This is a genomic window from Sphingomonas sp. Leaf339, from assembly GCF_001426195.1.
In the GTDB taxonomy this organism is placed as follows: Bacteria; Pseudomonadota; Alphaproteobacteria; order Sphingomonadales; family Sphingomonadaceae; genus Sphingomonas.
Genome location: NZ_LMRS01000015.1, coordinates 1 through 13,235, shown reverse-complemented (window position 1 = coordinate 13,235; position 13,235 = coordinate 1). Strand labels below are relative to the sequence as shown.

Below are 13,235 nucleotides of genomic sequence, written 5' to 3'. Positions count from 1 at the left end.
CCGTCTCGTGGCAGATATCGATCCCCCGCTCGAACAGCAGGTCTTCGACATTCCGCAGCGACAGCGAAAAACGGACGTACGTCAGCACCACCAGCCAGATCACCGCAGGCGATGAGTTAAAGTACCGAAACGGCGATGCTGGCTTGCGGACGCGGGGCATGCCCCCGCCTTAACCCGCCCCCCCTTATCAGCAGGTGCATTTGGTTTGACGGAGCCGCCGGCGGCCCTATCATGGGCGTGCAAGATCAACTATCCGTCACAAGACTGTTAATCATCAGCCACGCGCCGCCACGCCGATACCCTTTGCAAAGCAGCTTATCCAGATGATCTACACAACGTATGAAGACCGTCGCGCAGCTATGGTCGGTGTCGAACTTCTGGCGCGATCGCTGCGACGCCATAACCCAAAGTCCCGGCTAATTGTTTGGTCCCCGCTCGAGCGGCAGGCTGTGACAGGACTGGGCGAGGCCGACGTGGACTGGCGCGTCGCTCCCGAACTCGCCGGATCTGGCTGGAATGTGAAGCCCACCGTACTGCTACGCAGTCTAAAAGAAGACGACCGCGTTATGTGGATGGACAGCGACATCATTGTTGTGGACTCACTAGAACGTGCGGCAGTTTTTCCACTGGATCATTTGGTGGTAAGTCAAGAATTTCGCAGTTCTGGGGCGGTGGGTAGTCAAGTACGGGTTGACGCCTGGCGATGGCAGTTAAAACGCTCGATGCCCGTTCACGTTAATTCCGGTGCTATAGTGGCGTCGCGCGTACATGAGCCGCTGCTACGCGCGTGGGAGCAACTGCTGAAGAGCGATGACTATCGGGCGGCGCAGCAAATCTTTCCTGTGACGGCGCGACCTACGCATTTGCTGGGGGATCAGGACGTTTTATGGGCATTGCTTTGCGCAACTTTTGCGTCGGTACAGGTCAGCTATTTGAAAAACGGAGTCGATATCATTCAGGACTCGGGCGCAAATGGCTATCACCTTTTTAACCGTCTCGGTAGCTTGCGAGGCGAACGTGCCATGCTCGTTCACGCCCTTGGGAGGGTCAAGCCGTGGCAATTCCGCGAGCGTTCATTGCAGAAAACCGCCGGTATTGGCTATTCCGCTTGGGTAGGTCACGAGCTGTCAGCCTATTTTATTGCCGCCGAGCCCTATACCGATGCCTTAGCCAACCCTGTCTGGCTACGTAGGCGCAACCCGCTCGCACGAGCGATCGAGGTCGTGACCCCACAATCTTTGGGAGGGCCAGGCATACCACTCTCTTTTATAGCTTGGTTAGCGGCATCGACGCTGGGCCGATTTCGCAAGCGATGAGATGCAAGACTGTTTGGGCGACTAAAATATCTCATCACGAAGCCTGAGTGGATATAGGGACATCGATATCCCACGAATTTTTAAAACTATTGCCCTGCGATAATATTGCTGGCGACGGTAGAGCCCGTGAATAAACGAACCCTTTAAGCTGCGTTTCATTTCGGACTTATCAGCTATTTGCGAGGTGTTGGACCCGTGAAGACGCCAGCTAACAAGCGCGACATCGACATATCGGATCTTGTCTTGGGCCGCTGCCACAAAGGCTAGCCAAATATCATGCGCTTGCTCAGCGGCAGGGATCGGTAAAGCTGTCTCTAGAAGCGTCGAACGGAAGAGTGTTGTGCATCCTTGGCACAGGCTTTTCCGGGTCAGAACAGATCGGCGATGATAATCCCTATCAAGAAAAACACGATCGTGAAGATCGCCAAAGTTCATATGACGAGCTGACTGGGCTATAAGCAAACCATCCTCGTCGATCATCTTGACATCGGCGTGGATGAGAAAATCTACGCCTATCTCGTCATGTAATATTTCTAGTTTATTTGAAACCCACAGATCATCTTGATCAGCCAAAGCAATAAATTCGCCACTGCAAGCCTTTATAGCTTCGACAAAATTATCTTTATAGCCAAGTCGTCGCTTCTGCTTAATTAATTTCAACCCTCGCTCAGCTTTGTAGCGCTCGAGTATGTCTAACGTTCCGTCTGACGAACCATCATCTGACACGACCACTTCTACATTCGGATATGACTGACTGTAAATGCTATCTAATTGAGGACCTATATATTTGGCGCCGTTAAAAGTTGCGAGGGCGACGGAGATTAGCGGTAGAGCCGGTGTCCGATCAAAAAGCGATACGACATTTTCATGCATTCGGAAGAGATGGCACAGTATGCCCCGATTGGCGAGCGCAACAGTGATTTCCACTCGTTTAACGGGTTTAGAGCGTTTTCCGGTCGACGTGGGTCGTGCGGGATTCACAAGGGCGTGCTGGTCTGCTTCAACGTATCCGGTCTCAGGGCTTCAGCCCTGGCCAAGATGGATCTCGCGCGTCACGGGCCTCATAAAGACGGCGGTGTCGAGCACCACATTTTTGCCCAGGCTTCGCGACTCGGGGTGCACCTTTACGCCATCTGTCCTTCACCTCCACAGACATCGTGAGCGCGTTGGCGCTTAGCCTGCCGCTGTTCCTGGTCAGGCAGCCACGGACACCTGACGATCAAAGCTACGTCCATGACGGAGCACGGCCCATGCGATGCGTGCCAGCTTTGCGGCGAGTGCCACCACCACGACATTGGGATGAGCACGCGCGACCAGCCGGCGCACCCAGTCGCCTGTCGGCGTAGTTTGCCTGAAAAAGTGGGCCATAGCCGCGCGCGCGCCGTGGATCAGCTGGACGCGGATGTACTTGTTACCTCGCTTGCTGATGCCAAGCAGCCTGGTCTTTCCTCCGGTGGAGTGCTGGCGTGGCGTGAGTGGCGTGGGCTCGACACCGACATCGCCGCGGCGACCAAAGAGATCGAGACGATCGCGGCGGCCGATGCTGGCTGCCGACGCCTGCTCGCCATCCCCGGCGTCGGGCCGCTGGTCGCCACGGCGCTGGTCGCGGCGGTCGCCGATGGCACCGGCTTCAAGCGCGGTCGCGATCTCGCCGCGTGGCTCGGCCTCGTTCCCCGCCAACACTCTACCGGCGGTAAGTCCACGCTGCTCGGCATGTCGAAGCGCGGTAACAGCCACCTGCGCCGGCTGTTCATCCACGGTGCCCGATCAGCGAGCATGCACATGAAGCGTGATCGCGGCCTTGGCCCCTGGCTCGATCAGCTTGAGACGAGAGTCCACAAGAACGTCGCCGTCGTCGCGCTGGCGAACAAGATCGTGCGTATCAGTTGGGCGGTGTTGGCCCGGCAGGAAGAATATCGGCCACCCGTACCGATCGCCGCTTGAGCCGGGCACCCGCACGAAGAGGTCTGCAAGCAGAGGAGTGATGGCAAACAGTCGATGGTGACACGATCAAAGCCTGGCCAAAAATGCAGCCGTCAAAGGCTGGACCAGCTCGTAAGGCCGATCGTGACGCGTATCCCATCATGGCCAGGGATCGAGATGTCCCACATACAGGCCGGATACATTTACGCAGACTGTGCCGCCAATCGCATCTCACGCTTGCCAGACGGGGGCGGACCATACATTTTTTGACAGGAAATCCTGCAAGATGTGGTGCTTGTCCAAACTCAGGTCGGCAACCAGCTGTTTCAGCTGCCGGTTCTCATCTTGACGTCCCCCCTGTTTTTTAGCCCAATCTAAGTGAGAGTTTTCCGGCCTTAGGAAGCCTTCGGGCAAGGAGCTGGACATGAAGAAGTCGAGGTACACGGACGAGCAGATCGCCTTCGCGCTGAAGCAGGCGGAAACGGGCACGCCGGTGGCCGAGGTCATCCGGCGGATGGGGATCTCGGAGCAGACGTTCTACCGTTGGAAGAAGGTGTACGGCGGTCTCGGCGTCGGCGAGTTGAGGCGCCTTAAGCAGCTCGAGGATGAAAACCGGCAGCTGAAACAGCTGGTTGCCGACCTGAGCCTGGACAAGCACATTCTGCAGGACGTTCTGGCAAAAAAGCTCTGACGCCTGGACGACGACGCGAGCTCGTCGCGTACGTCCAGGCGTCCCATGCCGTGAGCGAACGGCGCGGTTGCTCGGCGCTGGGCGTCGAGCGGTCGTCGGTGCGCTACATCTCCCACAAGCCGGACCAGACACCGCTGGTGATGCGCATTCGTGATCTGGCGGCAACGCGGACGCGCTATGGCTATTTCCGGATCTACATCCTGCTGCGCCGTGAAGGATGGGTCGTGAATCATAAACGCGTCTATCGACTGTATCGGAATGATGGACTGAGCCTTCGGCTCAAGAAGCCACGGCGCAACGTCAGCGCTGCCGATCGGGAACGCCAGCCAGCGGCACTGGCGGCGAACGAGATGTGGTCGATGGATTTCGTCTCGGACGCTCTGTTCGACGGCCGGCGGTTACGAGCGCTGACCGTGGTTGACGCCTTCACCCGTGAAGCTCTGGCCATTGACGTCGACCAAGGGATTAAGGGCGAGCAGGTGGTAGAGGCGATGGCACGGATCTCGTCGATCCGCGGAGCGCCCAGGACCATTCGCGTGGACAATGGGCCAGAGTTCATCTCGAAGGCGCTTGACCGATGGGCTTACGAAAACGGCGTTACGCTGGACTTCAGCCGACCGGGCAAGCCTACGGACAATGCTTTCGTGGAATCGTTCAACGGCCGCCTCCGCGACGAGTGCCTGAACGCACATTGGTTCCTGTCCATCGCTGACGCCCGAGCCAAGATCGAGGCCTGGCGGCGGGATTATAACGAGAGCCGTCCTCACACATCGCTTGGCTGGATGACGCCGGTCGAATATGCCGCTGCGACGGCCACCAAGGCGGCCGAATGAATGACGGAAACTCACCCTCAGGTTGGATGAGAAACCGGGGGACCCTCACTTCTTCAGGTTAGCTCTCAGTGGAAATCAATAGCGTGAGCCAGAAGCCACGGCGCGACTCGCGATTGACCCGGTTGTAGACCGTCGTCGACGAGCCATAGTCAGCCGGGCAGCTGAACCAAGGACAAGCACCTTTCAGCACATGCATGATGCCCGAGATCACCTGCCACTCGTACATCCGCCGCGTCCACGACTGTTTCCTGGACAGATGCGGCTCAATCAATGCCCATGCGTCATCCGACGACCAGATTAGCGCCATGCTACACCTCTCTAGTCAACACCCACCGTGGATCAGTAAGCCCGCTTCGTTCATAGCCTGATTGATTTTAACCTGACTTCTTTCCCCAAATCCCGGCGATCCATTTGCGAAACCTAGATATAAAATATTATTTATTTTTCAGATAAGTCTCATGTAGTTATTTTGCAAATATGCCGGATTATTACTATTTCTCTCTATTTGTTCACTCCATTAATTATACTTTTTACATTTATTACTTCAAATTATTCAGAATCGGATGAAATAATATATGCTATATTTTCTAAATACTCGACTACGACATGCCACACTTTTATTATCCCCGCCATACAAAACCCTCTATCGTTTTGCTGAAACACTCAATCTGTTGAACTCATATAGCTGATTTAGCGTTTTAATCAATCTCGAACGAGTTGCAAAATATAGTTGGTAGTCTCGACTTAGCGCTCGCATCAATTTGCCCGAACTATTTGCATACGAAAATCGGAAATTCCACCAATTTGTTCTGACCCAATTATGATTTTTCGATTAGAAAATCGGAGATTGAGCCAAGCTCGCTTTTAGGGTCGGGACCCATTGATGTGAGAGGCGCGATCCGATTCAGGCGCCGTGAGGAGAGCGTGGATGAGCGCCCTGTGCTGGCTGACGGATAAGCAGATGGCGCATCCGCAGCGTTCTTTCCCAAAAGCCATGGCAAGCCATGAATCGATGATCGGCGGTGACCTGCTCCCCGTTTTCAGGCCGCTGATAACTTAGCTTTGGTGTCCATCTGAGGGTCCCCCGGTCTCTCATCCAGGTCGAGGGTGAATTTCCGTCAACATCTGCCCCTGGCGAGGGGGGTGTCGTAAACTCGGCGAGTGCCATGCCGCCGAGGCTGCTGTGCGGACGCACGGAGTTGTAGTCTGTCCGCCCTGCCTCGATAATCCGTCTTACTGCAGCCAGCGATCGGAACAGATGCTCATTTAGACATTCGTCACGCAAGCGACCATTTAAGCTCGCAACGAAGCCGTTCTGTAGCGGATTGCCCGGTGCGATGTAATGCCACTCGCCCCCGGTGTCCCGGCACCAAGCGAGGACGGCATGATTGGCAGCTCGGTGCCGATGTCGCTGACCAGCGTGCACGGCAGCTCGCGACTTTCGGCGATCGCGGCCAGCTCGCGGACGACCCGCCACCCTGAGAGCGAGGTATCGACGATACAGGCCAGGCATTCCCGGCTGTAGTCGCTGATGACGCCCGCGCATGCAGAACCCCCGGCCGCAAGTCAACGAGTCCGACACGAAGTCGAGAGGCCAGCGCTGATTAAGTTCCTGCGGGATCGCCATAGGCGCTCGCGTCCAAAGCGCGCGCTTGCCACCGCCACGCTTGCACACCGTCAGCCGCTCGTCGCGATACAGCCGATACACCTTCTTCAGGTTCATGCCTTCCCCCTCGCGCGTGAGGAGGATCGCCAGCCGCCGGTATCCGTTGCACGCAGCCACGGCGGGAGCTCGCCGGCGTGCTGGGCTTGCGGCGGAATAATGAGTCTTGCGTGGCTCAATTTCTATTACAGCTCTGGTGCAGCCCTAGCGCTGCCAGACCACAGCTGTTAGGCTTACCTATGGTAAAGTGGATTAGCGCAAAATTCCCTCGTTACCGTTTCAATGTTGGCGCTATTGGCCTTTCCATCGCTTGGCTGATCGCCGTGTTGTTAGTAACTTGCTATTTGCTATTGGACGGGTGAAGGTACGCGTTCTAGCTTCAAGTTCCTTCGGTTTTGTAATGCGTCGAAAGCAGGCGCCGTTGGCCTTCTCGTGACTCCCAGGGCGTCCCTGATATCAATGCGGAGAACAGCAGACTTCGGAGGTTAGGGTTGGGACTTATTCAGAGCCAGAACGCGATGGCTATTGCGAGTGCGACGCCTGAGAAGAAGTTGGCGGCCAGCTTGCAGTAGCGGGTAGCGACCCGGCAAAAGTCCTTGAGGGGGCAGAGGGCGTTTTCGATGAGGTGGCGGGTGGGATAGCAATCCTTGTCGTAGCGAATGGTGCGCTTGCGGTCACGCCGACCAGAGATGACCGGAACAGCGCCTCTATCGCGCAGCGAGCGCCGCAGCCTGTCGGCGTCGTAGCCTTTGTCGTCGGGCAGGTAGCGCATTCGCCCGGCGCGGTCGAGAAGCGCCGGTGCCTTGGTGAGCCGCTGCTCGATGTCGTGTGCCTCGCAGATCATGTCGCAGCGCATCTGGCGGGACCAGGCGGTGTTCCGCTTGCAGGGCTGCTAAGCGAACTGGATGCTATTATCGGTCAGGATCGTCTGAATGCGATAAGGCAGGGCCTTCAGTAGGTTTCCGAGGAACTTCCACGCTGTGCGCCTGTCAGCCTTGTCGACCAGCTGGGTGACCGCGAACTTGCTGGTGCGATCGATGCCGACAAACAGGTAGCGCTTGCCTTCAGCAGTCTGCACCTTGGCATTATCAATGTGAAATAAACCAATCGAATAGCGCTTGGAGCGCTGCAGCTTCGGCTTGTCGGTCTCGATGTCCGGCAGACGGGATACGCCGTGCTGCTGTAGGCAGCGGTGCAGCGCTGAGCGCGTCAGATGCGGGATCGACGCCTGCAATGCGTAGAGGCAGTCATCAAGCGGCAGCAAGGTGTGACGGCGGAACGCCACAACCATTGCCCGTTTGGCTTCGGACAGGATGGTACAATGAGGGCCTTCGGCCCGGTCTTCAGATCCTCCAAGGTCGCCCGCTTGCGTCACTTCGCCACCGTCGTCGGGTAATCCCCAGCTCCCGGCTCAGCGTCGCGAGCGAAGCTTGCGATCGCTGTATTGCTGCTCGGACGGCGTACGTGCTCGTGGCGCACCCATGACGTACCTGTCAATACGACTACCTTCGATTCCAACGAAGGGATCGCACCATCAAACCGTGAGATCAAGCAACTAGTCGTGATCTGGATTATTCGCCATTTGGTCAGATATTAGAGCAAAAAGAGCGCCAATCGTAAGGCCAAATTGGGCTTTGTCGCCGCCGTCATAAGTTGTGCCAAAAAACTGATTTATCACCACGAGAAAGACCGTTCCGATGAACAGTCCTGTGTAAAAAGCGCGGTTCATGTTTTCAACCTCATCTGATGGCATGGCATACCAGATGAGGTCGGACGTTCAACCGCGAGCGACCCGCACCAAGCGCTTTCTCTCATGATTCCCCGCCTGCGCATTCGGCGAGACCGGAACGCCTTGGAGTACCCGCAATTCATGCGCCATGAGCACCGGTTCCGCTACTAGCGCGCGTCATGTTGCATAGCACGATCACGGCGGTTGATTTGTCAAGAGCCCCCACTATCAACCTTACGCAACCGATGCCGTAGACTGGTATGGCAATTGCGACGGGGACCAACCGAATGTTCATTGGACTGGAATCGTTTCTCCGTGGTCGAAAAATTATAGTCATTCTGCTGGCGATTGCATTCATTGAAAGGGTCGGGTGGGCTTGGAAACGTGGAATGGGCAGCGGGGCCGGCGAAGCAAATAATGTCGCTCTCGCATTGTCATCGGGACGCGGTTTTGCCGATCCTTATTTTGTCGATTCCGGACCAACCGCCCACCTGATGCCAACGACCCCCCTGCTCGCCGGCGGTGTTCATGCGCTGTTGGGCACCGGATCGCCGGCGGCAGAAATCGTGTTGCAGATGCTGGCCTGCTTAGAAATGATCGCAGGATATCTTCTGTTGTTCTTGTTGGCGGGTCGCTTGGGTGTTCCTTGGTTGAGCAGGCTTGGCGCCCTCGTCCTGCTCTGTGTGTGCCCTCTCTTCATGGGCCAAGAGTCCCTCGATTTCCGGTATTGGGAGGGAGGATTGGCCGTCGTCTGCGCGGTACTCACGTTGAACATGATTCTAACGCTAGACGCCGCCACGACAGCACCGTCATCGCAGCAACAAATCAGTTTCGCGGCATTGCTAGCGATGTCCTTCTTTATCAGTCCGGCGTTCGGCGCCGGATTAGTTCTTTGTGCCATTGTTCTGGCACTACGTCGTTGGTCATGGGCTATCAGATTTCGCACCGGGGCGATAGCGGGTGTTATTTTGGCAATCCTGCTTGTACCTTGGACTATACGCAACGACCGGATGCTGGGCAAACCCATCGTTTTGCGGAGCAACGCCGCTTTGGAAATGGCGATTGCCAACAATGATGCGTCGTTGGGTGCCGACCACAAGGCGGCCTTCAACCGCAGTATTACCGCCTTTCATCCTGCGGTGGGCGAAGCCGCTGCTGCTCGCCTTCGCCAAGTCGGCGAAATCGCCTACATGGCGGAAACATCTAAACAGGTCTCCAAATGGATTGCGAAGAACCAGGCAGGCTTTATACGACTAGCGGGACGTCATGTACGACAAATGGTGATCGCGGAGCCATTCCAGTTCGAAATTGGCATCGGCGCTTTTTCCGGCATCCGATCGGTCGTCTATTCCGTTCTAGCAGTGCTGGGAATCGCTGGCATCGCACTGGGCGTAAGATCGGCACGGCACGGATATGAATATGTCGGGATCGTTGTCGCTACGGTAATCCTGACCTATGCACCGTTCCAGCCGATGGCCCGCTATCTTTATCTTATCTACGGCATTCTTACCGTTGCGGCGTTCGATGCAGTTGGTCGATCCGCTGTACGTGTCGGGATCTTTCGATTGTAGCGTGATACGATACCGCTATCGCATGCGACCGGCGTGTTTGAGGAGGGCGGGCGAGGCCTTGATGTCGCTGACGTCGCCCGGCGTCAGCATCAGCGCGTAGTGACGGCCAATGACGTCGGTGAGCGCCTAAACCTTTGTGGCCCAGCCGCCCCGGGACCGCCCGATCGTTTACGCCGAGCGCCCCCCTTTGCGCCAAATGCAGCGCGCTGGATCTTGATGTACGTGCCCGCGTCGACCAGCGCGGCAAGCAATTGCACCCAAAACCTCCGCTGCGACCAGCGGTTGAAGCGATTGTAGATCGTCGCTGCCGGACCGTAGCCCGCCGGGCGGTCGCACCACCGTCAGCCGACCTTGAGCACGTGAATAATGCCCGAAATCACCCGCCGGTCATCGACCCGCCGAGCTCGCAGTGCCTGAGGACCGTTGCTCAAGACAAGCGTGGCGCACCCATGACAAACTAATCTAATACGACCTCCGTTCGTTCCAACGAGAGGACTGCACCATCAAACCGTGGGATCAACCGCCTTGCTGTAGCTATTTGGTTGAAACAGCAAGTGCGCCTGCGAAATTTATATCTAAATGAGATTGTCCCCCACGTTCAAACCTCCGGGCCCATTTAATGACCGGCTCTTCAAAATAGCGGTAACTAATCGTCGCGATTATACCAGTAATCGTAATTGAAAGCAACATCAGTGAAATAAAAGCTAACAATGGCCCTATATTCATCACTCCTAATAATTTCATTGCAAGCTGTATCACTAATGCATGCCAAATATAGATTCCAAACGAGATCCGCGCAATGAAAGCGATTAGCGGTCCGTCAAGGCGGCGCGCTACATAAAATCGTTGGCATAAAAAAAGAAATACAGCAGCTGCTAACGGTAGCATAGGAAAAGCAAAGGGCGGCTTAGGCAAACCACCTGCACCAAATGTCATGGTATATATTGCATATGGCATCAGCGTCCCGAAGGCGAGAACACACACGCCAATCCATGTTGATATACTAGACTTCGTTTTCACAGTAATGATATGAATGCCGGCTGAAAGCGTTCCGATACCGAACATTGCGAAAAATCCAAACGGATTGTAGACTGGAAACCACAGTTTTGCGACGTTAAATGATCCGGTGCCGTCTGACGGCGTAACTATTGGGACGCCAATAACGCTAATCATGATTCCATGCGCTAACAGAGCTGCAAAAATCGCTAATGCCCAAACGCACCTGGCAATCCATCCAGTAAAGTAAGTGGGAAATAGCCGGTGCAATGCGACGAAACAAATGGGCATCATTAAATAAGACGATACTTCAAATGAAATTGACCAAAGAGGACCATTAAACCATACTGGAAACAGGGTGACCCAATGCCAATCACTTATAAATAACAATCCGGTGACTAGGCGTATCAGACGGTGGGGCGGCGCTATCTCAATAAACATGGCATCAATAAAGAAACTTACAAGCAAGCACACCCATGCTGCTGGTGCGATTCTAGCCATGCGGCGCAACGTATACGTGCGGATTGAGACAGTTGTACCAGCATCTAGCGCCCGCCAAAACGGGATGCCAAGGAGAAATCCGCTGAGTACAAAAAACAACGATACGCCAAATTTTCCTAATTCGGCTAATTCCAGAACGGTATGTATAGTAGACGGTCTGAAAGATGGCATAACCGCGGTAGAGATATGATGAGCGAACACAGCTAAACATGCAGCGGCACGAATAAAATTCGCCCCGTACAGTTTTCCACCAACCATCTTTCTACCCTTAAAATAATAGGTTACCAGCATGCTGAAAGTGAGGACAGCTAGCGAGAAAAGTACGGTGCATTAGCATAGCTGTCCCGTCGATTTAATCAAATATGACGTTCTAATCTGTTTGCCGCCACAGTGAATAGAATATTTAGAGGATACCTCAACGCCTGTCATATACAGATAACGAAAATTGACGCGAGGTGCGCTTGGGTAGCGAGCCTCGCGTCTAGTATTACTTACCGGCGAATTGCAGCACGCCGCGGAGTTTGGGCGTCTCGCTTAGCGGCTGACCAGCATATTCGCGCAGGCCCCAGGCGCCATAGCGGCTGATTGGCCCAGTNACCGGCGAATTGCAGCACGCCGCGGAGTTTGGGCGTCTCGCTTAGCGGCTGACCAGCATATTCGCGCAGGCCCCAGGCGCCATAGCGGCTGATTGGCCCAGTCGCCGAGTACAGCGTGAAGACGTCACCGGTGAGCGCATTCCAGTCGGTCAGATACTGCTTGTAGATCGCCTCCATCCGGGGATCACGGTTCATCGTCTCCAACCGCGCCTGATTGTTGGTATCGATCTGATGCTGGCCGCCCTCGTAAGCAAGCAGACGCTTGCCCCACTTATCGGCCAGCACCTTGTAGGCCGCGGACTGGAAAGCCACCTGCCGCTTCGCCTCGGCCGCCAGCGCGATCATGTTGACGTTGTTGTCGTTCGTCAGCTGTTCGGTATCGATCTTGAAATACGGCGCGATGGCGATGGCATCGATCTGGGCAGCGGCGGCGCCATTGTTCCATTCGAAGATATTGCCACCTACCCACGCATTATCCGCCTGCGTTGCCGCGACGCGGACCAGATCCTTGGGGCGATCCTTGAATACGTCCGCCCAGATCGGCATCGTTTCAGTGATCTTCTGCGCATAGCGATAGATATTCGCCTGGAAGGCATTATCGGACAGCTTGCGCTCCTGACCTTCCCGCTGTGCTTGCCCTGCCTGACCGAACGAGTAGTTCCAAACCTCGTTCGAGATCTCGACATAGACCGGCTTGCCAGCGGGAACGGTGTCGTGAACCAGTTGCGCCATACGACGGTGATAATCGGCGTCCGCATTCCACGGNCTCGTTCGAGATCTCGACATAGACCGGCTTGCCAGCGGGAACGGTGTCGTGAACCAGTTGCGCCATACGACGGTGATAATCGGCGTCCGCATTCCACGGTACGGTGAACCACGGGCTAGAGCCATTGGCGTTGGCCAACGCCACCATGTTCTCGATCGCAACACCGTCGACGCCACGCTGGACCAGATCGCCGGGCAGAGTGCGCGCTGCCCACGTCACCGATGCCGGATTGCCGTTGGCTGCGGACATGTCAAGGAAGCGCAACAGGCCAAACGGTTTCAGATATGCAAGCAGAGACGGAGAGAAGAAGCCGCTGCCCGATTCCGATGTTAGGCGGCAATCCATCGCGCGGATTGGATCGGCAGCGTCCGACTTGCTGATCTCTACCCATGTCCGGCCACTCCCTTCGGTGATCGATTTCGTCCAGGTAAATTCCAGAAAATGATCGCCAGAGCGCTGATTGCGGGGGTAACCACTGACGCCAACATTACCGGTGCCCTGCCACGTGCAGCGTGTAACCGCGTCGCTCGTCGTCTTAGCTTCGGCTGGAGGGTTAAGGATCGACACGACGCTCGGCGCAGCAGCCGAGCCATCGACCACCTTGGGGAAGCCGTCCGGCCGCAGACGTTCGTTGCTGATGCCGCCCCAGC

Annotated in this window: 10 protein-coding genes and 6 pseudogenes; 5 read left to right on the top strand and 11 right to left on the bottom strand. The window is 55.9% G+C overall.

Annotated features, from left to right (window positions below; all coding sequences use genetic code 11):
* The first annotated feature begins 323 nt into the window (after window positions 1-323).
* Entirely contained in the window at window positions 324-1,316 is a 993-nt protein-coding gene (locus ASG67_RS18865; protein ID WP_156460746.1) for a hypothetical protein, read from the top strand.
* Between the two features lie 21 nt (window positions 1,317-1,337).
* Here ASG67_RS18865 and ASG67_RS18340 read toward each other — a convergent pair whose 3' ends face one another.
* Together ASG67_RS18340 and ASG67_RS18335 are read right to left on the bottom strand one after the other, a co-directional pair.
* Window positions 1,338-2,243, bottom strand: a complete 906-nt coding sequence (locus ASG67_RS18340) for a glycosyltransferase (RefSeq protein ID WP_156460745.1) — start codon at window positions 2,241-2,243, stop codon at window positions 1,338-1,340.
* A 267-nt stretch (window positions 2,244-2,510) separates the two neighbouring features.
* Window positions 2,511-2,792 (bottom strand): annotated as a pseudogene (locus ASG67_RS18335) (transposase); the annotation flags it as partial.
* Here ASG67_RS18335 and ASG67_RS10030 point away from each other — a divergent pair.
* A complete protein-coding gene (locus tag ASG67_RS10030) occupies window positions 2,676-3,260 on the top strand; it encodes an IS110 family transposase (RefSeq protein ID WP_414887548.1) in 585 nt (194 codons plus the stop codon). The pseudogene ASG67_RS18335 and the gene ASG67_RS10030 overlap by 117 nt on opposite strands.
* Window positions 3,261-3,503: 243 nt before the next feature.
* Here the strand turns inward: ASG67_RS10030 and ASG67_RS19810 are convergent.
* Window positions 3,504-3,629: pseudogene (locus ASG67_RS19810) on the bottom strand (IS3 family transposase); the annotation flags it as partial.
* 34 nt (window positions 3,630-3,663) lie between these two features.
* Here ASG67_RS19810 and ASG67_RS10015 point away from each other — a divergent pair.
* Window positions 3,664-4,763 (top strand): IS3 family transposase gene (locus ASG67_RS10015; RefSeq protein ID WP_156460744.1). Its coding sequence is split into 2 segments (ribosomal slippage): window positions 3,664-3,916 and window positions 3,916-4,763, totalling 1,101 coding nucleotides; the frame shifts between segments, so codons are not numbered across the junction.
* A 58-nt stretch (window positions 4,764-4,821) separates the two neighbouring features.
* On the opposite strand, the gene ASG67_RS10010 is transcribed toward ASG67_RS10015, so the two are convergent.
* Entirely contained in the window at window positions 4,822-5,070 is a 249-nt protein-coding gene (locus tag ASG67_RS10010; protein ID WP_056529337.1) for an IS5 family transposase, read from the bottom strand.
* Window positions 5,071-5,691: 621 nt separating this feature from the next.
* On the opposite strand from ASG67_RS10010, the gene ASG67_RS19700 reads away from it, so the two are divergent.
* The gene (locus tag ASG67_RS19700) at window positions 5,692-5,823 is read left to right on the top strand and encodes a hypothetical protein (protein ID WP_268796288.1); all 132 of its coding nucleotides are present in this window, start codon (window positions 5,692-5,694) and stop codon (window positions 5,821-5,823) included.
* Between the two features lie 90 nt (window positions 5,824-5,913).
* On the opposite strand, the pseudogene ASG67_RS18325 reads toward ASG67_RS19700, so the two are convergent.
* The 4 genes and pseudogenes from ASG67_RS18325 to ASG67_RS18860 all read right to left on the bottom strand — a co-directional run.
* Window positions 5,914-6,531 (bottom strand): annotated as a pseudogene (locus ASG67_RS18325) (integrase core domain-containing protein); the annotation flags it as partial.
* Window positions 6,532-6,928: 397 nt separating this feature from the next.
* Complete coding sequence (locus tag ASG67_RS19475; protein ID WP_056529346.1) at window positions 6,929-7,270, bottom strand: transposase; 342 nt, start codon at window positions 7,268-7,270, stop codon at window positions 6,929-6,931.
* Between the two features lie 54 nt (window positions 7,271-7,324).
* Window positions 7,325-7,871, bottom strand: a pseudogene (locus ASG67_RS10000) (IS481 family transposase); the annotation flags it as partial.
* A 110-nt stretch (window positions 7,872-7,981) separates the two neighbouring features.
* Window positions 7,982-8,155 carry a hypothetical protein gene (locus ASG67_RS18860; protein WP_156460743.1) on the bottom strand — a complete coding sequence of 58 codons (174 nt, stop codon included), beginning with the start codon at window positions 8,153-8,155 and terminating at the stop codon, window positions 7,982-7,984.
* Window positions 8,156-8,442: 287 nt separating this feature from the next.
* Between ASG67_RS18860 and ASG67_RS09995 the strand changes: the two genes are divergently transcribed.
* Complete coding sequence (locus ASG67_RS09995) at window positions 8,443-9,726, top strand: hypothetical protein (RefSeq protein WP_156460742.1); 1,284 nt, start codon at window positions 8,443-8,445, stop codon at window positions 9,724-9,726.
* Window positions 9,727-9,744: 18 nt separating this feature from the next.
* On the opposite strand, the pseudogene ASG67_RS19470 reads toward ASG67_RS09995, so the two are convergent.
* From ASG67_RS19470 to ASG67_RS19465, 3 genes and pseudogenes are all read right to left on the bottom strand, one after another.
* Window positions 9,745-10,124 (bottom strand): annotated as a pseudogene (locus tag ASG67_RS19470) (transposase); the annotation flags it as partial.
* Between the two features lie 136 nt (window positions 10,125-10,260).
* On the bottom strand, window positions 10,261-11,481 hold the full coding sequence (locus ASG67_RS18315) for an acyltransferase family protein (RefSeq protein ID WP_162244342.1): 1,221 nt from the start codon (window positions 11,479-11,481) through the stop codon (window positions 10,261-10,263).
* Window positions 11,482-12,585: 1,104 nt separating this feature from the next.
* A pseudogene (locus ASG67_RS19465) lies at window positions 12,586-13,235 on the bottom strand (hypothetical protein); the annotation flags it as partial.